The sequence below is a fragment of the Fictibacillus enclensis genome, from assembly GCF_001457035.1.
Lineage (GTDB): Bacteria > Bacillota > Bacilli > Bacillales > Fictibacillaceae > Fictibacillus_C > Fictibacillus_C enclensis.
Genome location: NZ_KQ758617.1, coordinates 1,297,965 through 1,323,844, shown reverse-complemented (window position 1 = coordinate 1,323,844; position 25,880 = coordinate 1,297,965). Strand labels below are relative to the sequence as shown.

The following is a 25,880-nucleotide window of genomic DNA, read 5'->3' as shown; positions in this document are numbered from 1 at the left end:
GAGAGGAAGAAATATGTTGGAACATTTACTTAACCCTTCGGTGAAACACATCCAGATTTCCGGGATCCGAAAATTTTATAACCAGGTGAGCAACTATCCCGAAGCGATTTCATTTACACTTGGCCTGCCCGACTTTCCCACCCCTGACCACATCAAGGAAGCTGCAAAGCGGGCGATCGATGAAAATAAAACCGTCTACTCGCACAATGCCGGCTATTTGGAATTGCGGCAGGCTGCGGCAAGCTTTGTGTCTCAAAAGTACGGGCTCCAATACAATCCGCAAAATGAAGTGATTATTACAAACGGTGCGAGTGAGGCGATTGATATCTCTCTTCGCTCCATTCTGGAGGAAGACTGTGAAGTTCTGCTTCCCGGACCGGTCTATCCCGGCTATGCTCCGGTTATTGAAATGTGCAAGGCAGTGCCTGTATACATAGATACAACAAAAACCGGCTTCAAGCTGACAGCAGAATTGATACGTGAGCATTTGACTCCAAAAACAAGGTGCGTTATTTTACCTTATCCGTCCAATCCGACAGGCTGCGTCTTAAACCGGGCAGAGCTTGAAGAAATCGCCGCTGTGCTGCGTGAATCGGATCTGTTGGTTTTATCCGATGAGATATACAGTGAACTGACTTACACCGCTCCGCACGTTTCCATCGCTTCGATCGAAGGGATGAGAGAAAGGACGATCGTGATTAATGGTCTCTCCAAATCCCATTCCATGACAGGCTGGAGAATCGGTATGCTGTTTGCTCCTGAAGAAATTGCGCAGCATATGCTAAAGGTCCATCAGTACAATGTGACATGCGCGTCAACCATTTCACAGATGGCTGCTCTCGAGGCATTGACCAATGGAATTGATGATGCGATTCCCATGAAGAAAGAATACAGCCATCGCCTTTCCTACGTGATGAAAAGGCTCGCTGATATGGGGCTCGATGCGGAAACTCCTGGGGGCGCTTTTTACGTCTTCCCAGATATCAAACCATTTGGGCTCATGTCACTGGAATTTGCCACCCAACTGCTTGAATCCCAGCAAGTGGCCGTTGTCCCAGGTTCCGCTTTTTCCGAATATGGCGAAGGATACATTCGCCTCTCGTATGCAGCATCAATGGAACAGCTGAGTACGGGCCTCGACCGGCTGGAAACGTTTATTGCCTCTCTAGCCAACTAAAACTGCTTATAAAGAAACCAGGTATCCCGTTTAATCGGATGCCTGGTTTTTTTTTCGGTCAACATATTCTTTCACCATGTCTTCCGTAATCATTTTCCGTTGGGGCACAATACCCTTTTGTGCCAGTTGGTTCATTTGCCGGCTAACGTCATTAATTTCTTTTACGCTAAAAGGTTCCTGCTTGCTGCAGCGCTCAACAGCTTCCTCGATCAACTGTTCTCTTATCTGTTCAAGACGAAGAAATTGAGCCACAACCTCATGCTGTTTGCTTGAATGCTTGCTGATTTCCAAATGTACGCTCATCATGATGTCCACCTTTCTCTATTGATTAGAGTATACCATGTGACGGTCAGCTTGTATTATTATTCAAAAAATTTGCAATAATTTATCATTTTACAAAATATTGAAAAGAGAATAAACTAGATTTTGCCAGTAAATTTCAAGAATATTACATATTGAGGGAGGAAGTAAACAATGAAAAAAGCAGCAACTTTAGGAATGGTGCTCCTGTTAGCATTAAATGTGGGCTGCAGCCAGGAAAAAGAAGCAAAAGGCAAAGAGCTGACAAAAACAGAAGCTTCGTCATCCAAAAATGCAGAAAAATCTGCACTTCTCGATTTTGAAGTCAGTCTTGGAGCTAAATTCCGTGACTATCAGGCCCCATTTAATGCCTACACTGCCGCACTGGGTCCGGAAAAGAAAACACCAAAGAGTGAAATTCGGAAGCTGAAAGAAGCTGCAAAAACAGCAGGACAAAAAGCAGCAAAAGAGATTCCAGACCTTGATGTGCCATCTTCCCTGCCTAAAGAAGACCAGCAAACGTTTAAAATGGCCTTCAAAGATCTAGGAGCCTCCTATCAAACAAGAGCAGATGGCCTTGGAGATGAAAAGAAAACCGCACAGTCAGACGAAGAATTCCAGAAATTTCAGGATCAAGTGAATAAAATTCACAAGAAACTCGGTCTGATTGATGCCAACTTTGCAAATGAACTTCAATAAAACCAAAAAGAAACCGTACACAAGACGGTTTCTTTTTTTGGTTACACGAGGTTGTTTAACGCTTCACGGGTTTTCTTCATCTCTTCCACCACGGATGGCGAATTCAATGTTTGAAGAAGCCCCTCATAATAATCAGTATATTCTTTTATTCGGAGGTCCATTTCTTTTTGAGCCTCTTCTGACAACAGCGGCTGATAATAGCGGCCAAATACGTCTGCACTCTCTTCTGTAAACCTTGATACCGGTTCTTCGAATAAGGAATACATCAGATCCATTGCCTTTTTCTTGCCGCCCTGCTCAAAAAACTGCTTGGCATTTTTGAACTCTTTATAAACGGATTCCTTGCCTTCCACTTGACCCAGTTCAGTTTCAACAACGAGCGTTTCAAACTGAACCCGCTCTTTTTGCATCTCATACTGCGGCGGATCCCATTGTGCCAGCTTCCTGTCAAGCTCTTCATTCATCTCCGACATCAACCCGATGATCACTCTCTCCACGCGAAGGACAGTAGCTCTCGATTCTTGCTGAAGATCAAATTGAATCGCCTGGTGAAGCTCTTTCCCGCTTTTGGCAAGTGCATTTTTTTGCTCTTTCACCGACCCGGAAATGACAGCCGGATTATAGGCTTCATTAAAAAATTCGGTAAACCGGAGCATAACCCGCTGCTTGACGTAAAATAACAATTCCTGGATCTCTTTCTCCAGAGCTTCCTGTTTTTGTTCCAATGAATAATCATTGATTTTTTTCTGAAGCCCACTGATCGTTCGCTGCAGTTCTTCCTTTTTTTGCTCTGCATTTTCCTGATTGGCGACAGCTTCTGCAATGAAACGGTCCAATACATTCCTCGCTTGTGACAGTTGCTTCTTGGCGGCTGTCACCATCACATGGGCGAGATCATGATTTAAAAACCCGGTAAATGCGTCCATGAAACGGACATAGCCGGTTTCATTTAAAAGATTATCCTGCTGCTCAGCCAGGTTTCCGTACTTTTTCTTCAGCCGACCAGCTTCCTCAGGAAGCCAAGCAGATGGTTCTTTTTGTCCTAACAGTGAAAAGTAGCTGGACATTGGAAATAATTTAGGCTTTCGGATTCCAAATTGGCGAAGGTTATCGCCCACGTGCCCAACCACATCCTGAAGCTCCTCATTGTCTTTGGCCAGGTCTGAAGCATTGATAACAAAAAACATTTTATCGAGCTCAAAGGTATCTTTTACCCGGCCGAGCTGAATGAGAAATTCACGGTCTGCGGCCGAAAAGGCATGATTATAATACGTGACATACAAAATCGCATCTGATTTTTTTATAAACTCAAAAGCAACATTCGTATGGCGGGCATTGATCGAATCAGCTCCTGGTGTGTCCACAAGGGTTACACCCATCGAAGTTAATGCACAATCATAATAAACGGTGACACTTTCGGTAAAACATGCTTTTTCTTCATCTGCCACAAAGGACTTAAACTGTTCCACAGAAACGGTTTGCTCTTTACCAAGCAGATCTCTTACCGCATCAAAACCACTGCAGACCGCCTGCAGAAATTGAAGGTGCGGGCGTAGTTCATTGGATCGCTGGGAACGATCAATTGACTCTGAAATGGAGACTGCTTCTTCCATTGTACCGGCCTGCTTTCCAAAATGGAAAAGAGACTGATTGATCTCTGCCAACAAATCCGCTTCCTTTTTAAAATAAATCCGTGCAGTGCCATGCAAATGCTCCTCATCCGGGGGAGCTATGCGGTTGATGGTAGCCGTCGTGGGATTTGGAGAAACCGGGAGAAGATCTTCGCCAATCAAAGCATTCGCAAACGACGATTTTCCCGCCGAGAAAGCACCGAATAATGACACGGTAAAATCTCTGTTGTTCATTTTTTCGGCAAACTGATTCATGTCCGATGCGCGATTCTTCATCAAATGGAGCTTTGACAGAACAGCTGCGGCATTCTGAAGCTGCTCCGCTTCCTTCAGCAGTTCATTTTCCTCTGTTTTGGCGATCTCTTTGCTGCCAGTTTCAGAAGAATCATCCTCTTCAACGGTTTCTTTCGCTTCCGTATTTTCCGGAATTTCAGCCATGGTAACCGTTTCTATACTCTGAATCAGATCCTGTTCAGCCTCTTCAACGGCACTCTCGGTGTTTAATGGCTCCTTCAGCGAGCTTTTCAGTTCCTCTGATACCTCATTCCATTTCTCGAGGATTTCTTGCTTACCTTTGTGAGCCATAAGGACCTTTTCCTGTGCACTAAGCTGGGAGCGCAATTTCTTAAGCTCATGATCCGATGCTTGTTGAGCTTCATCGGCCATTTGATGCAATTCATCCCGGAAATGAGTTGTATATTGTTTTTTGATTTCAGCTACCACATCATTGCAATACTGCAGCACATAATTGCCGTTTAATGAAGCTCCAGGCTTGATGAGTGCTGCCATGGTCTCTTCACCAATGACAGGTTCATTTTTTACAGAAACGCCATGCGACTGAAAAAAGTCTTTCAAATGCCAGCTGATTTGTGTTTTCACATTTTCCTTTACCGACTCATAAAACGCTTCCAGTCTTGCTTTTCTTTCTGCTTCGGTTTTCTTCCCAGCAAACAAAAGACCTACCTTAAAGCTGTCCTGGCGGCTCTCGATGTAATTCTTGGCCAGATCGCGGGTCTGAAACGGCATGAGAATCGCATTGTCCAGAATATCCTTAAATTCCTTCATAATGCCGGTTTGGCTTTCTTTCTTCCTCTGCTCTTCTGTTTCCATTTCCTCTGAAAGTTTTCCGACGAGGGCCCTGGCGCTTTCCTCGTCTTGCTGACCTGCCAGCTCAAATGCTTCATGATGATGTTCTTCATCAAGATCAAGACCATTTTGTACAGTTGTTCTGATCAAGCGCTCAGTCTCTTTGCGGGCATTCTCTTCCACCCATTCATCCTTTGCCAGGTAAAACTTTTGAAAAAGCGTTTTGATTTCACGCAGCTGATTGCCCGGATGTTCTTTTTCCATGATTGTGGTAAAAAAGATATCCTCCGGTTCAATGTCCCAGCTTTTGAAGCCGTTTTTCACTTTTTCAGAAAACGCCGAGAAAGCAAGCTCCTTTTCATTGTGCTTATCAATTTGGTTAACAATCAAATAAACCTTTTTTCCCTGCTCTTTTAACAGGCGTATAAAGGTGAAATTGAGCTGTGAGAGGACATGGTTATAGTCCATAATATAAAAAACCACATCGGCCATGTGAAGCGCAGACTCAGTGGCCACCTTGTGTGCATCATCCGTGGAATCAATCCCAGGTGTATCATAAATGGCGATGCAGTCAGGAAGCAGATCCTGTTCCACATTAATTTCGATGCTTTCGATTTCATTGCCATTTTTTGCCCATTTTTTGATTTTTTCTAGATTAACCGGTGCATCGATATGAATGATCCCTTTATTCCGGACTTTCACACGTGCAGATGGTGTTCCGTTTTGAACTTTCACCACGTTCGCGCTTGTCGGGACCGGGCTTGAAGGAAGAATGTTTTCACCGATCAGCTCGTTGATCATACTTGATTTACCAGCCGAGAAATGGCCGCAAAAAGCGATGGCAAACTGCTGATTTTTAACTTTGTCATATAACTCCAGCACAGCGCGGGCTTCCTGTTGTGCATCCAGTTCTTTTATCCCGCGGTAGACAGCAGCAAGTGAAGCCGCGGTCGGATTTATTGTTTGGTCTTTGGTTTCGGTCATTCGTGCTCTATTCATTGAACTCTCCATTTATAATAGTCGTTCCTTACACTTTACCATAATTATGTATCTTTCTCTATGCTATTGATGAGAGAATTGTGCATAAATTCACGAAAAAAGGTGATTTGTTTTTTTCTGTAACGAAAACAGGTCCATAATAGTTGAGCGAATGCCAAAATTGCACGGAATCAATTGCACGAATCGGGCCGATAATTGCACGCAATCAAAGTTATTTGCACGAAGCAAACAATTCAGACTTCTTCCAACCAACCCACTATACGAAGAAAACGCCAAAAGAGTTTGATCACAAAAAGTAGGCCATCCACCATTCATCCTGTAAAGAGTCGTTGATCTTCACCTGTCCTTTTTGGACGCCTTCCACCACAAAGCCAGCCTTTTCATATAATTTGATAGCCACCGTGTTTTCTGAAAACACGGTCAGACTGATCTTATAAAGCTCATTCCTTTTTGCCCAGGCAATCGAATAATCCATAACCTCCTTGCCTATACCGAGCCCCTGTCCCTTTGAGTTAATCCATGTCCGAAACATGCCTGTATGACGCTTCATCGCCAATTCCCCTCTCAGGATTCGGGCAATGCCGATTACTTCTCCCTGTTTTTCGATGGCGGTATACATGTTTCCTTTCTCCTGACATTCCTCAATAAAGGCCTTTTCTTCAGCAAGGGTCCGCGGTCTCTCTTTCTGCAAAAACTGACCGGCTTCCACAATTTCTTTTACGGCTTCAATGATTTGGACCGCATCCTGAAAAACAACGGGGCGAAGTGTAATGGATTCATTGTTCTTCGCCGTAAATGTATGAGTGGTATTTTCAATAATCATCGTCATCCCTCCTAACAGGTAGTATGCCAAATAACAGGATCAACAATCACAGGACATAAAAAAGGAGCCCATTCACCGAAACATGAATGGACTCCTTTACTTTTTAGTTATCTTGCTTTTTTATCTTCTCTCGTTCGTTTTGAAGCACGGTAGGACATGTCGCGGTTTCCTCCGCCGCCCTGGTGGCGCTGCTTATCGCTGCGGCCTCCCGTTCTTCGCTTGTCGCGTGAATCGCTGCCACCGCGCTGAGGGCGTTTGCGGTCACCGTAGCGATTGTCACGGCGTCCTTTTTTAACAGCCAATGGCGGTTCAAAGGTTAATTCGATCGGTGTAGTATCCGGCTCTTTTGTGAGCAGTTTTAATGCTGCTGACACAAGAGATACGGAATCATGCTCTTCAAGCATTTCCACGGCTGTTTGTTTATATGATCCGACATCACCGTCTTCAAGAACACTCAAAAGCTTTTCAACAGCCATGCGCTGCTGGCCTTCCATCGCTTCATTCATGGATGGCACCGAACGTTTGACCATCTTGCGTTTTGTGATTTTTTCTATGGTGTAAAGGTGATCAATTTCACGCGGCGTAATAAACGTCACCGCATAACCTGTTTTTCCTGCACGGCCTGTACGTCCAATACGGTGGACATAACTTTCAGGATCTTGAGGAATATCAAAGTTATATACGTGGGAAACTCCGCTGATGTCCAGTCCGCGTGCTGCAACGTCTGTTGCTACAAGCACTTCAATGGTGTTGTTTTTAAATGCACGAAGCACCATATCACGCTTGGATTGTGGAAGGTCACCATGGATTCCTTCGGCTGAATATCCTCTCTTGTTCAGTGCTTCAGATAATTCATCCACACGGCGCTTTGTACGCCCAAACACGATGGCAAGTTCAGGTGATTGAATATCAAGCAGTCGTGTAAGAGCATCGAATTTCTGTTTTTCCTTAACCTCTACATATTCCTGTTCAATGCTTTTAACGGTCATTTCACTTGCTTTCACGCGGATAACCAAGACATCCTTCATGAATCGTTCAGCAAGCTTTTGAATTTGTTTTGGCATAGTCGCCGAGAAAAGCATGGTATGGCGTTCAGATGGTACGTTCTCAAGGATGGTCTCAATATCCTCGATGAAGCCCATATTCAGCATCTCATCAGCTTCATCAAGAACCACGGTGTGGACATCTTCAAGTTTTAGCGTTTTTCTGTTGATATGATCGATGACACGACCGGGAGTACCCACAATAATATGAGGACCATTCTTCAACGCCTTGATTTGACGTACAATGGATTGTCCGCCATAGATCGGCAGCGTTTTGATTCCCTTGAATTGGCCAATTTTATTTAATTCTTCTCCAACCTGAACCGCAAGTTCACGAGTAGGAGCAAGAACGATACCCTGAATTTTACGGGCTTTCACGTCGATTTTTTCAATAAGCGGAATACCAAAAGCCGCTGTTTTTCCTGTTCCTGTTTGTGCCTGTCCGATAAGGTCTGTTCCTTTTAGTGCTGTAGGAATCGTATCACGCTGGATTGGTGTCGCTTCCTCAAATCCCATATTATTAATGGATTTTAGCAATTCGGGACTTAAACCTAATTCACTGAATGTTGTCAATGTGTAACTGTCTCCTTTTTCGTCAAAACCATTTCCTTATACTTCCCAAAACATCCTGAAATCATCTTTTACAATCTAAAAAAACCATAACTTATATTGGTCTTTTTGTTCACAATAAAGATCATTAAACAAAGTAGGCCTTAAAAAAAGGCACATACATAGATATAATATGCCCCTATACAGAAGTATATATAAACAGTTTTGCCGTACAATTTATTATCGAACATAACCTTAACATGCCAGAAGAAATATTGCAACCTTAACATGCTGTCGCGTTCCGATAGATCAAGTGGAAAAAGAGAATAATTTCCTGGTTCCATCGCATGCTAATCATTAGTTTATTTTCGATGAAACGGGTGACATAATGAATCATAACTGGCTGTCCATTATACCTTTTCTTGTGGTAATTCCCATCGCCATTAAAACACGGCAGGTGCTGCCCGGTTTATTTATCGGTTTTCTTGTCGGCTGCTATTTGCTTGAGCCATCCCTCATCGGCGGTCTCAAAAAGATGCTTTCTTTTATTATTAAAGGGCTGACCGATCAAAGCAACCTGAAGATCCTGCTCTTTTTGTACGCGTTTTCTGGACTGGTTGGCATCATTAAGCTGTCAGGCGGGATCCGCGGATTTGTGGAAGCAGCATCCTCAAAAATCAAAACAAAAAAAGGCGCCCTTTTCCTGACGTATATTTCTACCATCGGCACATTCAGTGCGCCGAGTTTCCGTTTTGTTACCATCGCCCCCATTATGCGGTCCTTGTTAAAAAAGGTAAAAATGTCAACACAGGAACTGGGTTTTGTAATTGAGACAACCGCTACGCCGATCATTGTTTTAATTCCGGTGGCAACTGCGTTTGTCGGCTACATGACCTCTATTGTGGATATGGCACTCGAGAATGAAAACATTCACCAGGATGCTTATTCTTTATTTATCCGCAGCATTCCCTACAATTTTTTTTCCTTTGTGATGATTTTGCTGGGGATTTATTTAAGCTTTATTCACCATTCCAGCTCAAAGCCAATGAGCAGCAACGAATCCATCGATCAGCCTGATGAGGATTGGCACAACTGTGATCCTGCCGTCTCCAAAGAGCTTCCGGTAAAGCCTTGGAACCTTTTAATTCCGCTCATTATTGCTGTCGTCCTCACATTGCTGCTTACCTGGTGGGACGGAAGCAAAAAAGCGAATGGCTTCCTTCAATCCTTTATTAAGGCGGATGTACTGGATGCGATGGTCATTGCCCTTGTGATTACCATCTTGTTTTCCATTATCTTTTATCGGTTTCAAGGTATGAAAACGGGGCCGCTTCTGGAAGGCTTTATCGCTGGAGGCAATGATTTAATGTCGGTTATCGTGCTCCTTACTGTGGTATGGGGGCTTTCATCCGTTACGGACAAGCTTGGTTTTTCTGCATTCATTACCAGCCATGCCGGATGGATTCCGGCGGCTTTTGTGACTCCGGTGCTGTTTATTTTCGGTGGTGCGGTTTCTTATTTTATCGGGTCGGCCTGGGGAACGTGGGGCATTTTAATGCCGCTTGGCATATCCATGTCCGAAGCAGCCGGCATTTCCCTTCCGCTTGTCATTGGCGCTGTTTTTGCAAGCGGCACGTTCGGAGCATTTGCCTCCCCGCTAAGCGATGACACAAACACCATTGCCCGTATCCTTAATATTCCGGTGATAGATTACGCCAAATACAAATTAAAACCCGCACTGATTGCAGCGGGCATAACGGCGGTATTATACGGAGTCACGATGTTTTTATTTTAATTCCCCCGCGTGCAGTGACTCCACTGCATGTTTAACTTCTTGAATTTGCGTTCTGTATCGTTCCTTAGTCCATGAATTATAGGATGGGTGGGGAACATTTTCGATGAGGCTCCAGCGTGGGCCAAGTACACCAGCGAGCCTGAATTGCTTTTGCGCAAAACGGCCGCAGGGAACGATCACAAGCGGACGGCTGCTCAGTTGTGACAACCGCTCTCTAAAATCTGTAAGCATAATTTCCTGAAAGGTGTTCCAATCGTCCTGTTTGAAGGCATCTTTGTCATTGGATGTTCGTACCTTTTCAATCACCTTCACAAAATCAGCATGCTCATTCACCCATTCCCCGGACGGAATGGCCGCACTCTGCATCGGGAACGGACAGACATTCATAATGCCGAGACCGTTGTATGGCGGTTGTTCGCTATTCTTTTTCAGCAGCCGGCCAAACGGCAGATTCTCCTGTTCTCCAAACAGCACTTTGCTTACAGAACGACCTGAAGATCCTGCCAATGGTGCCCCATGTTTAATTTCTTCTCGATGGGGGGATTCGAGTATGAATAGAATATGTAACTCTGAAGAAAAAAGATCTGAGACTGTAAATTGGTCTTTTGCCTGCAAAAAGATCTTCTGCAAGTCCGATAACATGGCCTGATCATCCTTTCTGTCTGTAATAAGAAGTCCACTTATGGACTATACCCCTTTTGCCTGATGAAGAAAAGTCAGCCGTAACATAAAATTCTTTTCATAAAAATAGATCTCGGCTATAGTATCAGGAGAGTGTTAAAGGAGGAAGAAAGTGTTCTTGTCAATGAAGAGAGAGGATGGATGGATATGAAAATTACGATTACACAACCTGCTGCAGCCTGGTACAGCAATGAACTGGAATTAAGCGAGGGTGACCACTTGCGTTTTTATGTGCGCCTTGGGGGCTGCAGTACGGTACAGAGCGGGTTCTCACTCGGTGTGGCAAAGGAAGCGCCTAAAGAAACGGGAGCATCGGTTGAGCAAGGCGGTATTACGTTTTACGTGGAACGGGAAGATCTTTGGTACTTTGACGGTCATGATTTGACCATTGATTTTAATAAAGAGAACGAAGATGTTGATTTTTCGTATGAATAATGAAAAAAGGAAGGAACCGCAAACTAGTGGCTCCTTCCCTTTTTTATCAGCTTCTCAAGCTGGTCCATTTTGTTTTCGCTTTTCAGGATTTCGGACTGTTTGGTTCCCATCAAATCAAAATGGGGATAGCCGTTATGGTGGTCGATCCATTCTTTCTTCAGTCCATACCTTCTTCCCCATTCTTCAAGTTTGGAAAGATCACGGCAGCCGACTTTGGTGACAGTTTTAACGTCAGGGAAACGTGGATCATACCAAAAATGGGTTAGAAACGCGATTTCTCCGTTCTTTACTGCGGCCTTCCAGTTCTTCAGCTCTTCTCTTTGCAACCCGAATGCCATTAGAGTTCCTGCTTCTGCTTTTTCTCTTTTTCATACGCCAGATGCCATTCAGGAAAATATTTTTTCATGGACACTGGTCTGAAGCTGTCTTTTTTCACACAAACATGAGTGGAACTGCCTGTGATGCACAGATCACCGTGGCTGTTTCGAATTTCATAGCCATAAATCACCTTCACTCCGGTATATTCCTCCACCCAGGTCTCCACAATGGCTTCCTGGCCATAAGTCAGCGGCTTTTTGTAGTACGCATGAATTTCCGTCACCGGGGAGAGGATGCCATCCTGCTCCATTTGCGCATAACTGAAGCCCAGGTCTCGAATATAAGCGGTTCTTCCCAGCTCAAACCAGACCAGATAATTGGCATGATAAACGACACCCATCTGATCGGTTTCAGCATACCTTACTTCCACTTTTGTCTTTGATCGCAACATCGTTTGCTTTCACCTCGAATTTGAGTGTACCACAGGAAGGAGGACCATAAAAATAAAATGCAAAAACCCCCAGGAATGGGGGTTTGTTTCTCACTTATTGGTTTTTGCGGAAAGACTGTTCATCCTGTATTTCATTTTGAAACGACTGAATGCTTTCTTCTCTTCGCTGGTTTTTTTCACGGATTTGCTGTTTTTGCTGATCCGTCATGTCCGTATTTTGCAGGGAGTCGTTTGCTTCCTGAATGTTTTCTTGTGTGTTTTCAACCATTTGCTGCAGTCTTTCAGCATTATTGCTTCTATCATCTGGTTTCGCCATGATTATCTGTCCTCCTGATATTTGATCCATTATAGTTTGTATCAAACCGGAGAATCTATACGTTATCCAAGCTTTTTCAAGATAATCGGCGAGTTGTGTTCCGTGCTGAGCTCGCATAATGCCTTTAAAGCGCTCCAGCACTCCACGACTTCTTGCTGATCGTGATTTCGCATCGTAATTTCAAGCCAGTTCAATTCTTCAGCCAGACGGATGGACGAGCCGATCCAGATTTTTTTATTTTTTACCGTAATAAAAAAAGGCTCTTCAAAACGAAACGGCAGGTAAAATCCTTCGACGTTTGGATGCATAATAATGTGCTGATACACAGTGCCTTTTGTCAGCTTTGCGTATAACAAAAGCACACCGTCACTTTTTGCGGCAGCTTTCTTTAATTTTGTAATAATGGTTTCTGAACCTATCTCAACCGTTCCAATCTCATTTTCCCAATTGAGTTCTTCACGAAAAGGAACAAGATGGCCAAGACGCTGCATTTGCAGCTCGAGTTCGCGGTAAAGCAAATCCTGGTCTTCTTTTTTGGTTGAAACAGGCAGCGGCTTTACTTCAGCAGTAATCAACCCTACCCCTCCTATTTCTCCTCTATATACAATTATTCGCTTTTTGTCGATTTATATGGTGGTAGTAAACATAACAAGCAGAAAATGGGACAAAAAAAGCCACTTTGCTCGATAAGCAAAATGGCATGGTATAAAAGTTATCCCTTTGGGGGTACATAATCGGGATGCTCGTTGCCTTTATTGGCCATTTGCTTCCCCTTGTTGCCTTTCCCTACCCGAGGCTGTGTGCCTAGGTGGCTCGGCACGAACGCCTGAGGATGTCTTTTTGGGTTGCTCATTGCTTCAACCTCCTTAAAGGGCTTTGGGCTTGCTGGGTATCAATCCTGCCGGCAAGCTCCTTTCTAGCTTTTCCCGCAAATCAAAAAAAGAAACAGGTACTTCCTGTCTCTTTTAGGCTCTTCTTGTATGTCTTTCTTCCAGCTTTTTTTCAATTCTTTCCATTTCATCCTGATTGCTCAATAACTCGCGTTTATTTTCCAACACCAAGTCTTTAAACGAGGCATGTCTGCTTTTTCTCACTCTTACATTCCTTCTTCCTGATTGGTTTGTTATTACTCTTGACAGAATGGCGATTTTTTATTCAAATGTTCAGAAAAATAAGCAAAAAAAAAGCCCTCCAAAATGGAGAGCTTCGTTTATTAGCTTTGTGGCTGCTTGTTGGCAATCTTGTTGCGGAGAACCATTGGAAGAATTCCTCCATGGCGATAGTAATCGATCTCCACTTCACTGTCAAAACGGGCAACCACATCAAATTCAGTTTTTGTGCCATCCTCGGATACTGCTGTAACTTTAACGACGTCACGAGGTTTCACATTTTCGTCCACTTGTACAGTGAAAGATTCTTTTCCAGTCAGACCATACGTTTCAGCGTTTTCGCCTTCTTTAAACTGCAATGGAAGAACGCCCATCAGTACAAGGTTGCTGCGGTGAATACGCTCAAAGCTTTCAGCAAGAACGGTTTGGATTCCAAGAAGGTTTGTACCTTTAGCTGCCCAGTCACGGGAGCTTCCCATTCCATAGTCCTTACCGGCAATGACCATCAAGCCAGTATTGTTTTCTTTGTATTTCATTGCTGCTTTATAGATGCTCATGACTTCTTCATTCGGCCAGTATGTTGTCCATCCGCCTTCAGTTCCAGGAGCGATCTGGTTACGGATACGGATGTTCGCAAACGTACCGCGCATCATGACTTCATGGTTTCCTCGGCGGGAACCGTATGAGTTGAATTCACGTGGTTCTACACCATTTCTGATCAAGTATTTCCCTGCAGGAGAATCTTTGGCAATTGCTCCAGCCGGTGAAATGTGGTCAGTAGTAACAGAATCTCCGAATTTCGCAATCAGGCGAAGGTCTTTAAGCGGCTGAATTTCTTTAAGTTCCGCAGAAAGATTTTCGAAGAACGGCGGGTTCTGGATGTAAGTGGAATTGTCATCCCAGCTGTAAAGCTTATCTCCAGTTGTTTTTAATGCGTTCCAGCGTGCATTCTCATCGAATACATCTTCGTATTCCTTTTTGAACAATTCAGGAGTTACCGCCTGGCTCATTGCTTCTTTAATTTCTGCAGAAGATGGCCAGATGTCTTTGAAGTAAACATCATTGCCTTCGCTGTCTTTTCCAAAGGAATCCGTTTGCAGGTCAATATCAACTGTTCCTGCAAGCGCATATGCAACAACGAGCGGCGGAGAAGCCAGGTAGTTTGCTTTCACTAGCGGGTGAATACGTCCTTCAAAGTTACGGTTACCTGAAAGTACAGAAGTGACGGTTAGGTCATTCTTGGCAATCGCTTGTTCTACTTCAAGTGACAAAGGACCGGAGTTACCGATACAAGTCGTACAGCCGTATCCAACAAGGTTGAAGCCAAGTTGATCCAGGTAAGGCATAAGTCCTGCATTTTCAAGGTATCCTGTAACAACTTTGGATCCTGGAGCAAGTGAAGTTTTCACATATCCAGGTACTTTTAATCCTTTTTCAACCGCTTTTTTCGCCAAAAGACCAGCACCAAGCATTACATAAGGGTTGGAAGTATTGGTACAGCTTGTGATCGCCGCAATCGCAACAGCTCCGGTTTTCATCACGGATTTTTCGCCGTTTGGATGCTTAATGGTTGCTTCTTTATTGATTTCCTTTTCAGTCAGGCCAAAGCCTGCATTTCCTTGTGGAGAAACAAGCGCTTTATTGAAGGCTTCTTTCATTTTAGAAAGAGGAATCAAATCTTGTGGACGTTTTGGTCCGGAAAGGTTGGACTCGATTTGAGCAAGATCGATTTCCACCACGTCAGTGAAAATTGGATCTTCAGAAAGACCTGCAGTGTAGAACAAGCCGTTCGCTTTGCTGTATTCTTCAACAAGCTTGATTTGATCTTCAGTTCTTCCAGTCAGGCGAAGATAGTTAAGCGCCTCTTCATCAACCGGGAAGAATCCGCAAGTAGCACCATATTCAGGAGCCATGTTGGAGATGGTCGCACGGTCAGCCAAAGGCATTTCCGCAAGTCCAGGACCAAAGAATTCAACAAACTTGCCAACTACTTTTTTCTCACGAAGCACTTGGGTAACTTTAAGCGCAAGGTCAGTAGCAGTTGCGCCGTCAGGAAGTTCACCAACAAGCTTTACACCAATAACTTCAGGCACAGGGAAATAAGACGGCTGTCCGAGCATTCCAGCTTCCGCCTCGATTCCACCAACACCCCATCCAAGTACGCCAAGACCGTTGATCATGGTCGTATGGGAATCAGTTCCTACCAATGAATCAGGGAAGGCTTCAAGTTCTCCGTCAATTTCATGGCTTTGAACCACGGATGCAAGATACTCAAGGTTTACCTGGTGAACGATTCCTGTTGCAGGTGGAACCGCACGGTAGTTGTCAAACGCGGATTGTGCCCAGCTGAGCAGCTTGTAACGTTCTTCGTTTCGTTCAAATTCAAGATTCATGTTTACATTTAAAGAGTCAGCTGTACCAAATTTATCAACTTGGACAGAGTGGTCAACGACAAGGTCAACCGGAATATCAGGATTGATTTGTGCAGGGTCTCCACCCATATCTTTCATGGCTTTTCTTAGGGAAGCCAAGTCAACCACTGCCGGAACACCTGTAAAGTCCTGCAGGATAACGCGGGACGGTTTGAAAGGAACATCGATATTTTTTACGTCTGCAGTTCCCCATTTAGAGAGGTTCTCAATATGTTCTTTCAAAATTACTCGGCCGTCATATTGACGCAAGACAGACTCAAGCAAGATTTTAATGGAATAAGGCAATTTGGAAACTTTGCCCACACCCGCTTCTTCGAGTGCCTTTAGACGATAATAGTTGTAGGTTTTTCCATTGACGCTGAATGATGAACGCGCCTTGAAAACATCATTTTGTTGTTTACTCATTACTCCACTCTCCTCCTTCAAAAAAACCATCATACCCATCATACACTAATTCAGAGAAAAATTGTCGAAAAATTGCTAAATCCCCTGCAAAATTCGGTCTATCTCTTCTACAATCATTTCCCTTTCTTATCATACGAAAGTGCTTTCAATAAGTAAAGTACAGAAAAGTTATTAAACAATATAAGTAAATCTTATAAGGTTAAATAATCACCAAACCGTTAGGTCTTCGTATGATATAAAGACTTCAATATGAAAAAGAAAGGAGTGTCGACGGCATGGCGATCTTAAAACATTTGGCCACATTGCTTGCGATTATCGGAGCATTGAACTGGGGATTAATCGGATTATTTGATACTAATGTAGTCAGCGCTATTTTTGGAAGCGGTTCCACGACCGAGCAGGTCATTTATGTCCTCGTAGGTTTGAGCGGAATCTGGCTCCTGATCGACTGGTTCAGGAAAAAATAGTTGAATTACCACTTTTAAAAAAGCACTCCAGAAATAGGGAGTGCTTTTTTTCGTGCTACTGCGCAGACTAACAGACAAGGGGGTGGAATACAAATGTCCAAGCCTAAAGGAAAAGCCAATCATGTCCGTCCGGGCATGAACGCAGCAAAAGCACAAGGCGGCGGTGCTGGTTATGATACAGAGTTCGGCAATGAACAGCTGCAGGCACAGAATGAACCGTTAACCGAAGCCCAAAAGCAAAACAATAAGAAGACGAAAAAACGTCATTAATTCGGGTACTGGTTTATGTAGCCCTGAAGCTGCGCACGGTATTGCTCAAGCTGCTGTCTTTGATGTTCGGAAGACACTTCAAGTGCATTATCGATCTGCTGCAGAGCTTCCTCTGCCTCTTTTCTCAGTTCTTTAACCCTTGTGCCATAGTCCTCAGCATCTGACTGAATCAGCTGATGGGCTTCAACGGCCTGCGAATACCCTTTTTCTGCATCCTGAAACGCTTGTTGCTTGTCTTTATGATACGGCATTGTCGTTCTCCTTTTTGATTGAGATGCCTTTACTATGCCAAAACAAGCGGAAAATTATTCAATTTCGGAGGTCACCTATGACAGAGCACAACCGGTTTAAAGATATTCGAAAAAATGCCCCGAAAGGTGAAAACCCCGGGCAGCCGGAACCGTTAAGCGGTTCAAAGAAAGTGAAAAACCGAAATCATACGCGCCAAAATCACGGCGGAAAAATGTAAGCCAGCCAAAAAGCTGGCTTTTTTTAAAGGGAAAAAAAAGCAGAAAGCAGTGCAGCCTCATCCGCTTCATCTACGGTCCTTGGATCGATGTGGCAACAGTCATTTTTGACGGTGACAATCACTGGTACAGATTGTTCCCTAAGCCTCCTTGAAAGCTCGGGAGCAGAGAAAGCGGGATGAGTTACTTCTATAATATAGGTGGGCAGCACAACGGCAGCCATTGTTCCTCCGCCTACCATGGAATGTCCCTTCCTGATATGGCATTCATACACTGATTCGAGCTTCTCTTTAATCCGTTCCGCTTGAACCCTTATTTCTTCTTCTGCCCTAATTATGTCGCGAATAACAGGAATTTCTCTGGCCGCCTCTTCCTGGTGGTAGGAAAGCAGGGTGGCTTCAAGGGCCGCCAATGTCAGTTTGTCGACACGAAGCACCCTTGCCAGCTGATGTTTCTTAAGTTGATTGATCCATTTACTCTTCCCTGCAATGATGCCTGCCTGCGGTCCCCCGATCAGTTTGTCCCCGGAGAACGAAATAAGATCAAGCCCAGCAGCTATACTTCTTTTTATTTCTGGCTCTTCTCCAATTCCGTATCGGGCAAAAGGAAATAATGAACCGCTGCCCAGGTCTTCGTATACGATCAGCTCTGGGTGCTGTTCTTTTAAAGCAAGCAGTTCCTGTGAGAAAACTGTTTTGGTAAATCCTGTAATCTTAAAGTTGCTTGTATGTACTTTCATCAGTATGGCCGTTTCCTCATCGATCGCTGAAGCGTAATCATGAAGGTGTGTCCGGTTAGTTGTTCCCACCTCTTTCAAAATTGCACCGCTTTCTTCCATAATGGAAGAAATGCGAAAGGAACCGCCGATCTCCACCAGTTCTCCCCTCGAAACGATTACTTTTTTTTGTTTGGCCAATGCCGATAAAACCATATATACAGCAGCCGCATTATTGTTGACCACCATCGCCGCCTCACAGCCTGTAATATCGCAAATTTGATTCTCGATAATGTCATGGCGCGATCCGCGTGTTCCTTGTTCAAGGCTGTATTCCAAATTGGTATAAGAAGAGGCAGCCTCAAGCACATGTGCCACTGCAGCCGAACTTAAGCGTGCCCGTCCAAGATTTGTATGTAGGACTACCCCTGTTGCATTAACAACTTTTTTTAAAGTATAAGCCCCATTGATCTCCATCTTTTTACGGACACCAGCACTTACAGCAGCCAAAAAACGTTTCCTCTCCCAACCTTCCTTATAACTTCCATTCATCAAGGAAAGGCGCAGGACATCTAATTCTTCTTGCACCCATTTTTTTATAACAGAAGCGGGAATGCCCTTTTCCCCGCCTTCCCAATCGTTCTGTTGCAAAACGGCATGAACAGAAGGCAGTAATCGTAACTCTTCCATAGAGCTTACTTCCTTTCATTTATACATCATTGTAATTTTTCCTCAGGTCAAGTGTTTCGCACTTTCGCCCAAAAATGATTATACTAATTGTTAAGGGGGTGCAGCACATGACAAGCCAGGATAAAATTCGATTAACCCAGCTTTCCACAAAAGGCGGCTGAGGCTGTAAAATTGGTCCAGAGGACCTGGCACAAGTTTTGTGTCATTTACCAGAAAGAGAACCGGATCCCAACCTGATCGTGGGACTCGAAACATCCGATGATGCCGGGGTTTATAAAGTAAGCGATGAACTTGCTTTGATCCAGACGGTGGACTTCTTTACTCCAATCGTCGATGATCCTTATATGTTTGGCCAAATCGCGGCTGCCAATTCGTTAAGTGATGTATATGCGATGGGCGGCACGCCAAAGACCGTTCTTAATATTGTCGGGTTTCCATTAAAGAAACTTGGACATGACGTGTTGGCTCAAATCATGAAAGGCGCTGCCGATAAGGTAAAAGAATCAGGTGCAGCCCTCGTCGGGGGACATTCCATTGACGACCAGGAGCCGAAATTCGGACTCTCCGTTACAGGATTTGTCCATCCTGACCGCATTTACAAAAATGTCGGCGCCAGGCCCGGTGATGTGCTTATTTTGACCAAGCCCATTGGCATTGGTATTCAGACGACCGCCATTAAACAGGGACGGTTGAATGACGCACAAATTCAAGAGGTTTCTGAAATCATGGCCAGTCTTAACAAAAAAGCGGCCGAAACCTTGGGTTCTTATCATCCAAATGCCGTGACAGATGTTACAGGATTCGGGCTGCTCGGGCATGCAAGCGAAATGGCCAAAGGCAGTCAGAAGGTTTCAATGAACATCACGTATTCTGCTGTTCCGGTCGTAGAGGGAACAAAAGAGCTCGCTCATGATGGCGTGGTTCCCGGGGGAACCAAAGCAAATCACCGGTGGATAAAAGATGTGATCACCTATCACAGCGATTTGCAGGAAAGTGATCAATGGATCTTATGTGATGCCGTTACATCAGGCGGGCTACTGATCAGCATACCTGCAAAGGAAGCGGATGACTGTCTCGCTGATCTTCACAGAGCCGGCGTGGTTCATGCCGCCAAAATCGGAACGGTATCCGAACGCAGCGAAAAACTGATTCATGTCATTTACTAAAAAAACTCCGTTATTTCGGAGTTTTTTTATTTTTCCACCGTCGTTTCCCCTCATCGCGTACGGTGTACCCCATCCTGTCTAATAGTTCGAGATATGGTATCAAAAACTTTCGTGAAACCCCAAGCACCACTTTGGCGTCTTGAACAGAAAAGGATTCAGGGAATGTGTTCTCCAATACTTCCATTTGTTTATGAACCACAAGGGCATGGATCAGCCTGTCATCATCAAGTTTATAAGCGGCATCCGAGTTGGTCATAAACCGGACAACCTCCTGATAAAGGTCAGATGGAAGCTGCCCTTCCTGGTAAAGCTCCTTAAACGGCTGAGCTTCCAATCCCTGACTGAGCATTGTTTTCTCAAGCTTCTCAAAGCGTTTTTCCCACCCTGCCGGCACATGGGGTGCGAATGAATAATGACGGATAAACTGGTTCTCCTGTACAAGAACCTCCTCGGCAAGCACTTCTTTTAGGCCATACTGCATTAATTCTTCCTTTTCATCCCGGAAGCTGTGAAGCAGTTCCGCTTTGTCCATCCCCTGGCGAAGAGTATGCCTCTGTTGGTATTCTGTTACACGACGGGTCAGCGCTTCTTTTATTTCATTCACTTTTTCAGTGAGCGCATAAACACCCTTTTGAATTTCTGTGATGAAAGAGGTTAATAGTAGCTCTTTTATGGTATCTGAAAAATCATCATTCATGCCGAGTACTGTGTAAAGTTCTTCTTCTGATAAAGCGCCGCTGCGTTTTAGTTCCCTCGCTGCCCACTCCACCGGTGTTCCTTCCTTTTTTTCCTTTAGACGATTGACGGTAGACATGCCAAATCGATATTTCCCTCCCATAGGATCGATGATTTCGCCACCACCTATGGTTTCTTCAGGGGAAGGCCGCCTGAGAATAAACCGATCGCCTTTTCTGGCAACTACCGTTTGCACCAATCTCACCTGGCAATAGATCTCATTCTCTTTTTCCCTGGTTTCATTCCGGTCGAAGAAAACAATTTTCCCCATTACTTCAGACGTTCCTATGTAAAACTTTATGAGCTGGCGCTGCTTCAAATTTTTTGCGTTTTTCGAGAGATTCAGCAGAACGTCCAAACAGTCACTTACCGGATACTGACCTGGAGAAACGAGCACATGTCCCCGTTTAAGCTCTTCCCTGCTTACACCCGCCAGGTTCAAGGCTGCTCGCTGGCCGGCACCGGCCGTCTCAACCACTTTATTGTGTACCTGCAGCTGCCGAATCCGCACGTGTTCCTCCCCCGGCTCCAATGCGACCAGGTCACCGGTCGTGACAGATCCTTCAACAATTGTTCCCCGCACCACTGTTCCCTGTCCTTTAACGGTAAAGGCTTGGTCGATAGGCAGCCGGAACGGACCGGAACGGCTTTTTGATGGAACGGTTTTCGCCAGCTGAACCAGCTGATTTTTTAAAGATGCGATTCCCTTCCCGCTCAGGCTGTCGACAAAGTGAATGGGAATCTCCTCGAGAGCCATCCCTTTTGTGAGCCCTTCAATCTCGTCTCTCAGCAATTCCCTCCATTCGGGATCGACTTTATCACTCTTGGTTACGGCACAAACCGTTTGTGTAACACCGAGGAACTGCAAAATTTCAAGGTGCTCAAGAGTTTGCGGCATGATGCCTTCGTCAGCCGCGATGACAAGGATCACCAAGTCAATTCCGGCGACACCGGCAATCATCTGGCGGATAAATCTTTCATGCCCCGGCACATCGATGATGGCGGCGGAAATACTTTCACTTAACGAAAAAGGGGCGATTCCCGGTTCAATCGTAATGCCTCGTTCTTTTTCCTCTTTCAGCGTATCGGTATCCACCTGACTGAGTGCTTTCGTCAAAGCGGTTTTTCCGTGATCAATATGGCCGGCAATGCCGATCGTGACATGTTTTGTTGCCAAAGTTCCCGCCTCCCTTTTTGTTTTCATTTGGGTTCATTTTATCATGCCGTACAGTCATCATGTTATCAAAACTATCTATCCTGCCTGCATTGTGCTATACTTAATAAAAGTGAGGTGGCGTTTTGAGCAATTATAAGCCGAAGAAAAGCAACCTGAAATCATTGATCGCGAAGAAAAAAATGAAGATTGAAGCTCTTTCTAAAAGTACGAATATTTCAGTGGATCAATTAAACGATTATCAATCTAAAAAAGTTATGAGCTTGAGCAATGCAATGGCCATCGCAAAAGAACTTGACTGCCAGGTTGAAGATTTATATGACTGGAAAGTAGTAAAAGAGTGAATTCTTCACTCTTTTTTCACGTCAAGAATAATTAATTTTTATAATGAACAAAGGAGAGAGCGAAACTGAAAACAAACCTGTATACCGCGGGAGAATCCGTTAAAATCAAAGCAACCGATGAGATGGTTACAGTATTACGCTGCAAATTTATCAAAAATATGAAACGCTATTCTTATGTGGTAAAAGAAAACCCTTCAACTTTTTATTTTGAAGAAGAACTGATCAAAAAATAAAGTTACTGTCTCGGGGCCAGAAGCGTAGCTGGTGCTTGCCTGAGTCTTCAAAACTTTTTGGGAGGCGCGTGCCGTCTCCGGTGGGTTCGATTCCCACATGGTCCCGCCAATATAAATGATTAGATCATAAATAAAAAGATAAAAAGAAGACGGCAGCGCCGCCTTCTTTTTTTATTGTCTCTCGTAATCCCCTGCAATCACATCGGCAAATGCTTTCACATATGGCGGCAGGTCCGGCGGACGGCGGCTTGAAACCAAATGACCGTCAACCACTACGGCTTCATCGCGCCACTCCGCACCTGCATTCTCCATATCATCCTTAATTCCAGGTGTGCTTGTTACCTTTTTGCCTTTAAGAATTTTAGCGGAAATCAGCACCCATCCCGCGTGACAAATCTGTCCGATCGGCTTGTGGTGTTTTTCCATGTGCCTCACGATTTCGATCACTTTCGGAAAACGTCTCAGCTTGTCCGGCGCCCAGCCTCCCGGAACGAGCAGCGCATCATAATTTGCCGGATCAACGTCATCAAACGGAAGCTGAGCAGTGGCCGGCACTCCGTATTTTCCTTTGTATACTTCTCCTGCTTTTTCCCCGGCAAGTTCCACGGAAGCTCCTTCTTCCTGCAAACGCAAAATCGGATACCATAATTCCAGATCTTCAAAGTCATGGTGCACAAAACTTAAAACTCGTTTATTTTTCAACCGCACGCTTAAACGCACCTCCATAAAAATGATTACTTGTACGGACAGCGTACCCTTGCTGATGGATAGAAGTCAAGCCGAGGACCTATTATTTCCCAAACCCAATACACAATAGGGGGGTATCGTTCCCTTTCGTCCGAAACAAAACCAATTTTATGCATCAATGTATATTTGTTTTATGCAGTGGTGAATATTTATGCATACCGAGTTTTCCCCATGTTTATCCACAGTTTCGGTTATTCACACTTATCCACAACTCACCCTGTATCATTGTTTATAACCTTCTGTACCAACCTGCAAACTGTTATAGTTTGAATTTCTTATCTGTTATAGTCTAAAAACCATGTCGTTTGCTGTCGTTTTGAATTATTTCCCGAGCCCCTCCCCTCTCTACACTCACTGACAGATGGATATTGATTTAATGCACTTTCCCCCTATATAATGAAGAAAGGATACATAATGTGGTTTCTGGCAACCATACGATCGGGGTGACAAACATGTCTACAGGCTTTTTTTTGTTCATCGCACTTTGGACCATTTTTTTAATCTCCATGTTTGCGATCGGCGGATATTTTATGTTTCGGAAGTTTTTAAAACGGCTTCCGAAAGAAGACGGCAGGTCCATACTTGATTGGCAGGAGTATTACATCTCCCAAACGAAACACCTATGGACACCAAAACAAAAGGAATTTTTGGAAGAACTCGTCTCACCGGTACCCGAATTGTTTCGGGACGTGGCACGCGAAAAGATAGCAGGGAAAATCGGGGAACTTGCCATGACCGAAAAAGCTTCGGTGATGACTCAGGATTTGATTGTTCGCGGTTACATTATTGCAACTCCCAAACGCGACCACAAATGGCTGGTTAAAAAACTAAACGAAAAGCAGATCGACCTCTCCCCTTACCGGAGCTTACTGGGATAATAAAAAACTCGACCACCAATTGGTGATCGAGTTTTTTATGATTGCAGCACTTTTTTGTAGCCAAAATACATGGCAACCCTCCAGGGGAGGATCATGCCAAACGCCACGATAAAAAACAACCCGCTCGTTTCCGGATAAGAGATCTGATGTCCAAGGTAGGTTTTCATCGCCATACGGACCAAAAACAAAATGATCAAAATCGCGGCAAACGCCTTGGACCGGATCAGGTAGACTTCCCCTCCCCTCTTCTCAAACTTACTCGTTTTGATAAGGAATATGGAAAAAAGACAGCCTACCAGAAAGGCCTCCCCTGCTTCCATCCATGTGACCCGAAACACGGGAACCACAAACATCAGAAAGCCGGTCGACATGAAAAACGGAGGCAGGATAATTTTTTTTAAAGAAGCCGGTTTTTTCGTAGCTTTTAAACGAACAAAAATAACAGTTACAGCCATGACAGCTGCCAAAATACTGCTCGCAATGAAGAACAACATTCTTTCCTTCTTTCTTAATCGGATGTATCCCCATCATCCTCTGCGATCGATAAGATAATTGTCATGGTTACGCCAAGGACCGTCAGATAAACGCCAAGATCAAACAGCATGGCTGTGGCAAGCTCAGTATCACCGAGCAGCGGCAGGTGAAAGTGTCCAAATGAATGGCTTAAAAACGGAACGCCAAACACAAACGAGCCCATGCCTGTCAAAAAAGCAATTAAAAGGCCCGCTGCGAGCACAATTCGATAATTCACCGGAATCACACGATTGATCGGCCCGATACCGTATGCCAGATATAAAAGAACAATCGCTCCGGCTCCCATCAATCCTCCAATAAATCCCCCGCCCGGCGCGTTATGGCCGGAGAAAAAAGAATTGACCGAAAAAGCAAGAATGATAAACACGATAATATTTGTGGTGGTTTTTAAAATAAGATCGTTACTGCTTCTCTCCAAGCTGTACCTCCCTAAAATCCTTGAAAGCCGCCAAACACCCGGTTCACAAGAAATGAAGTAACTTTCGTCATCCAATCAAAGTATAACACGACCCCCATGGCAACCATAAGAAAACCGCCTGATTTCATGATCTGCACATTGTACCGTTTAATACTGCTTAGTTTATCCAAAAAGAAGCTTAAAAAGAAAAACGGAACAGCAAAACCGAGCACATAGCAGCCCATATACAGCATACCGGCTCCCGGGTTGGAGACCGCGAGTGCAATCACCGCACCGAGGATGGGTCCGGTACACGGTGTCCATCCGGCAGAGAATCCAATTCCGATCAACACTGAACCCAGATATCCCGTCGGCCGGTTTCTAAATGTGAGCTTCCTGTCTTTCATTAAAAAAGCAGGCTGAAATACGCCAAGCACCAGAAGTCCAAAAACGACGATGATAATAGCGCCAAACTGACGGAGGAAATCTTTGTATTGCGCAAACAGACCGCCGATGTAGGATGACGATAGTCCAAGCACGAAGAATATAATAGAAAATCCGAGCAGGAAATAAAACGTGTGCAGCAGCGCCTGCTTCTTTTTCATCCCATGTTCTTCTTTCAGATCCCGGACCGAGATACCGGTGATGTAGGAAAGAAAGGCTGGATAAAGCGGCAGACAGCAGGGTGAAATGAAGGAAAGCAATCCTGCTCCGAAAGCGAGCCAAATATTTAAGTCCATTGTGTCGACTCCTCTATATGTAATACTTTAAGTTTAAATGAAAGTGGACCTGTTCTTCAATGAAAAAAGGATTT

At 44.4% G+C, this 25,880-nt stretch carries 29 protein-coding genes and 1 tRNA gene; 11 read left to right on the top strand and 19 right to left on the bottom strand.

What is annotated here, in order from left to right:
- Nucleotides 1-16: 16 nt before the first annotated feature.
- On the top strand, nt 17-1,177 hold the full coding sequence (locus AS030_RS06925) for an aminotransferase A (RefSeq protein ID WP_061971606.1): 1,161 nt from the start codon (nt 17-19) through the stop codon (nt 1,175-1,177).
- Between the two features lie 30 nt (nt 1,178-1,207).
- Here the strand turns inward: AS030_RS06925 and AS030_RS06920 are convergent, their stop codons facing one another.
- Nucleotides 1,208-1,483, bottom strand: coding sequence for a DUF2533 family protein (locus tag AS030_RS06920; protein ID WP_061969827.1), 276 nt, complete (start codon nt 1,481-1,483; stop codon nt 1,208-1,210).
- Nucleotides 1,484-1,651: 168 nt separating this feature from the next.
- Here AS030_RS06920 and AS030_RS06915 point away from each other — a divergent pair, with 168 nt between their 5' ends.
- Nucleotides 1,652-2,176, top strand: coding sequence for a hypothetical protein (locus tag AS030_RS06915; RefSeq protein WP_061969825.1), 525 nt, complete (start codon nt 1,652-1,654; stop codon nt 2,174-2,176).
- Nucleotides 2,177-2,217: 41 nt separating this feature from the next.
- Here the strand turns inward: AS030_RS06915 and AS030_RS06910 are convergent, their stop codons facing one another.
- From AS030_RS06910 to cshA, 3 genes are all read right to left on the bottom strand, one after another.
- On the bottom strand, nt 2,218-5,892 hold the full coding sequence (locus AS030_RS06910; RefSeq protein WP_061969823.1) for a dynamin family protein: 3,675 nt from the start codon (nt 5,890-5,892) through the stop codon (nt 2,218-2,220).
- Between the two features lie 286 nt (nt 5,893-6,178).
- Entirely contained in the window at nt 6,179-6,715 is a 537-nt protein-coding gene (locus AS030_RS06905) for a GNAT family N-acetyltransferase (RefSeq protein WP_061969816.1), read from the bottom strand.
- Nucleotides 6,716-6,822: 107 nt separating this feature from the next.
- Entirely contained in the window at nt 6,823-8,331 is a 1,509-nt protein-coding gene (cshA, locus tag AS030_RS06900; protein WP_061969814.1) for a degradosome RNA helicase CshA, read from the bottom strand.
- A gap of 364 nt (nt 8,332-8,695) precedes the next feature.
- Here cshA and AS030_RS06895 point away from each other — a divergent pair, with 364 nt between their 5' ends.
- Nucleotides 8,696-10,102 carry a Na+/H+ antiporter NhaC family protein gene (locus AS030_RS06895; protein ID WP_061969812.1) on the top strand — a complete coding sequence of 469 codons (1,407 nt, stop codon included), beginning with the start codon at nt 8,696-8,698 and terminating at the stop codon, nt 10,100-10,102.
- Here the strand turns inward: AS030_RS06895 and AS030_RS06890 are convergent.
- A complete protein-coding gene (locus AS030_RS06890) occupies nt 10,094-10,744 on the bottom strand; it encodes a uracil-DNA glycosylase family protein (protein WP_061969810.1) in 651 nt (216 codons plus the stop codon). The genes AS030_RS06895 and AS030_RS06890 overlap by 9 nt on opposite strands.
- Before the next feature lie 186 nt (nt 10,745-10,930).
- Between AS030_RS06890 and AS030_RS06885 the strand changes: the two genes are divergently transcribed.
- A complete protein-coding gene (locus tag AS030_RS06885; RefSeq protein WP_061971604.1) occupies nt 10,931-11,218 on the top strand; it encodes a HesB/YadR/YfhF family protein in 288 nt (95 codons plus the stop codon).
- A gap of 23 nt (nt 11,219-11,241) precedes the next feature.
- Here AS030_RS06885 and AS030_RS06880 read toward each other — a convergent pair whose 3' ends face one another.
- The 7 genes from AS030_RS06880 to acnA all read right to left on the bottom strand — a co-directional run bounded on the left by AS030_RS06880 (nt 11,242) and on the right by acnA (nt 16,249).
- Entirely contained in the window at nt 11,242-11,556 is a 315-nt protein-coding gene (locus AS030_RS06880; protein ID WP_061969808.1) for a hypothetical protein, read from the bottom strand.
- A complete protein-coding gene (locus AS030_RS06875; RefSeq protein ID WP_061969806.1) occupies nt 11,556-11,987 on the bottom strand; it encodes an acyl-CoA thioesterase in 432 nt (143 codons plus the stop codon). Before AS030_RS06875 ends, AS030_RS06880 begins: the two co-directional genes overlap by 1 nt.
- Before the next feature lie 94 nt (nt 11,988-12,081).
- Nucleotides 12,082-12,303 carry a small acid-soluble spore protein Tlp gene (gene tlp, locus AS030_RS06870; protein WP_061969803.1) on the bottom strand — a complete coding sequence of 74 codons (222 nt, stop codon included), beginning with the start codon at nt 12,301-12,303 and terminating at the stop codon, nt 12,082-12,084.
- A 62-nt stretch (nt 12,304-12,365) separates the two neighbouring features.
- Nucleotides 12,366-12,878 (bottom strand): hypothetical protein, encoded by a 513-nt coding sequence (locus AS030_RS06865; protein WP_061969801.1) that lies wholly within the window; start codon nt 12,876-12,878, stop codon nt 12,366-12,368.
- Between the two features lie 137 nt (nt 12,879-13,015).
- Nucleotides 13,016-13,156 carry an acid-soluble spore protein N gene (locus AS030_RS06860; protein ID WP_061969798.1) on the bottom strand — a complete coding sequence of 47 codons (141 nt, stop codon included), beginning with the start codon at nt 13,154-13,156 and terminating at the stop codon, nt 13,016-13,018.
- A gap of 112 nt (nt 13,157-13,268) precedes the next feature.
- Complete coding sequence (locus tag AS030_RS22935; protein WP_074440478.1) at nt 13,269-13,397, bottom strand: FbpB family small basic protein; 129 nt, start codon at nt 13,395-13,397, stop codon at nt 13,269-13,271.
- Nucleotides 13,398-13,516: 119 nt separating this feature from the next.
- Nucleotides 13,517-16,249, bottom strand: coding sequence for an aconitate hydratase AcnA (gene acnA / locus AS030_RS06855; protein WP_061969796.1), 2,733 nt, complete (start codon nt 16,247-16,249; stop codon nt 13,517-13,519).
- 275 nt (nt 16,250-16,524) lie between these two features.
- Here acnA and AS030_RS06850 point away from each other — a divergent pair, with 275 nt between their 5' ends.
- Both AS030_RS06850 and sspO read left to right on the top strand, forming a co-directional pair.
- Nucleotides 16,525-16,716, top strand: coding sequence for a DUF378 domain-containing protein (locus AS030_RS06850; RefSeq protein ID WP_061969794.1), 192 nt, complete (start codon nt 16,525-16,527; stop codon nt 16,714-16,716).
- A gap of 93 nt (nt 16,717-16,809) precedes the next feature.
- Nucleotides 16,810-16,986 carry a small acid-soluble spore protein O gene (gene sspO, locus AS030_RS06845; RefSeq protein WP_061969792.1) on the top strand — a complete coding sequence of 59 codons (177 nt, stop codon included), beginning with the start codon at nt 16,810-16,812 and terminating at the stop codon, nt 16,984-16,986.
- Here sspO and AS030_RS06840 read toward each other — a convergent pair.
- A complete protein-coding gene (locus AS030_RS06840; protein WP_061969790.1) occupies nt 16,983-17,237 on the bottom strand; it encodes a hypothetical protein in 255 nt (84 codons plus the stop codon). The two genes, sspO and AS030_RS06840, sit on opposite strands and share 4 nt — an antisense overlap.
- A 77-nt stretch (nt 17,238-17,314) precedes the next feature.
- Here AS030_RS06840 and AS030_RS06835 point away from each other — a divergent pair, with 77 nt between their 5' ends.
- Nucleotides 17,315-17,455, top strand: a complete 141-nt coding sequence (locus AS030_RS06835) for a small acid-soluble spore protein P (protein ID WP_061969788.1) — start codon at nt 17,315-17,317, stop codon at nt 17,453-17,455.
- 23 nt (nt 17,456-17,478) lie between these two features.
- Here the strand turns inward: AS030_RS06835 and selA are convergent, their stop codons facing one another.
- Nucleotides 17,479-18,858: an L-seryl-tRNA(Sec) selenium transferase gene (gene selA, locus AS030_RS06830; protein WP_061969787.1), complete on the bottom strand. Its 1,380-nt coding sequence runs from the start codon at nt 18,856-18,858 to the stop codon at nt 17,479-17,481.
- Nucleotides 18,859-18,965: 107 nt separating this feature from the next.
- On the opposite strand from selA, the gene selD reads away from it, so the two are divergent.
- Nucleotides 18,966-20,024 (top strand): selenide, water dikinase SelD, encoded by a 1,059-nt coding sequence (selD, locus tag AS030_RS06825; protein ID WP_082635718.1) that lies wholly within the window; start codon nt 18,966-18,968, stop codon nt 20,022-20,024.
- A 10-nt stretch (nt 20,025-20,034) separates the two neighbouring features.
- Here the strand turns inward: selD and selB are convergent, their stop codons facing one another.
- Nucleotides 20,035-21,936 carry a selenocysteine-specific translation elongation factor gene (selB, locus tag AS030_RS06820; RefSeq protein ID WP_061969783.1) on the bottom strand — a complete coding sequence of 634 codons (1,902 nt, stop codon included), beginning with the start codon at nt 21,934-21,936 and terminating at the stop codon, nt 20,035-20,037.
- Nucleotides 21,937-22,058: 122 nt separating this feature from the next.
- Between selB and AS030_RS06815 the strand changes: the two genes are divergently transcribed.
- Together AS030_RS06815 and AS030_RS23515 are read left to right on the top strand one after the other, a co-directional pair.
- On the top strand, nt 22,059-22,277 hold the full coding sequence (locus tag AS030_RS06815; RefSeq protein ID WP_061969781.1) for a helix-turn-helix domain-containing protein: 219 nt from the start codon (nt 22,059-22,061) through the stop codon (nt 22,275-22,277).
- A 245-nt stretch (nt 22,278-22,522) separates the two neighbouring features.
- Nucleotides 22,523-22,619: transfer RNA gene (locus AS030_RS23515), tRNA-Sec, on the top strand.
- 62 nt (nt 22,620-22,681) lie between these two features.
- Here AS030_RS23515 and AS030_RS06810 read toward each other — a convergent pair.
- Nucleotides 22,682-23,218: a type 1 glutamine amidotransferase domain-containing protein gene (locus AS030_RS06810; RefSeq protein WP_061969779.1), complete on the bottom strand. Its 537-nt coding sequence runs from the start codon at nt 23,216-23,218 to the stop codon at nt 22,682-22,684.
- 491 nt (nt 23,219-23,709) lie between these two features.
- Here AS030_RS06810 and AS030_RS06805 point away from each other — a divergent pair, with 491 nt between their 5' ends.
- Nucleotides 23,710-24,135, top strand: coding sequence for a DUF2621 domain-containing protein (locus AS030_RS06805; protein ID WP_061971602.1), 426 nt, complete (start codon nt 23,710-23,712; stop codon nt 24,133-24,135).
- A gap of 35 nt (nt 24,136-24,170) precedes the next feature.
- Here AS030_RS06805 and AS030_RS06800 read toward each other — a convergent pair whose 3' ends face one another.
- From AS030_RS06800 to AS030_RS06790, 3 genes are read right to left on the bottom strand one after another with little or no spacing between them, the layout of a single operon-like run.
- On the bottom strand, nt 24,171-24,629 hold the full coding sequence (locus AS030_RS06800; RefSeq protein ID WP_061969777.1) for a CcdC family protein: 459 nt from the start codon (nt 24,627-24,629) through the stop codon (nt 24,171-24,173).
- A 14-nt stretch (nt 24,630-24,643) separates the two neighbouring features.
- On the bottom strand, nt 24,644-25,087 hold the full coding sequence (locus tag AS030_RS06795; protein WP_061969775.1) for a Na(+)/H(+) antiporter subunit B: 444 nt from the start codon (nt 25,085-25,087) through the stop codon (nt 24,644-24,646).
- A gap of 11 nt (nt 25,088-25,098) precedes the next feature.
- On the bottom strand, nt 25,099-25,806 hold the full coding sequence (locus AS030_RS06790; protein ID WP_061969773.1) for a cytochrome c biogenesis CcdA family protein: 708 nt from the start codon (nt 25,804-25,806) through the stop codon (nt 25,099-25,101).
- Nucleotides 25,807-25,880: the final 74 nt, after the last annotated feature.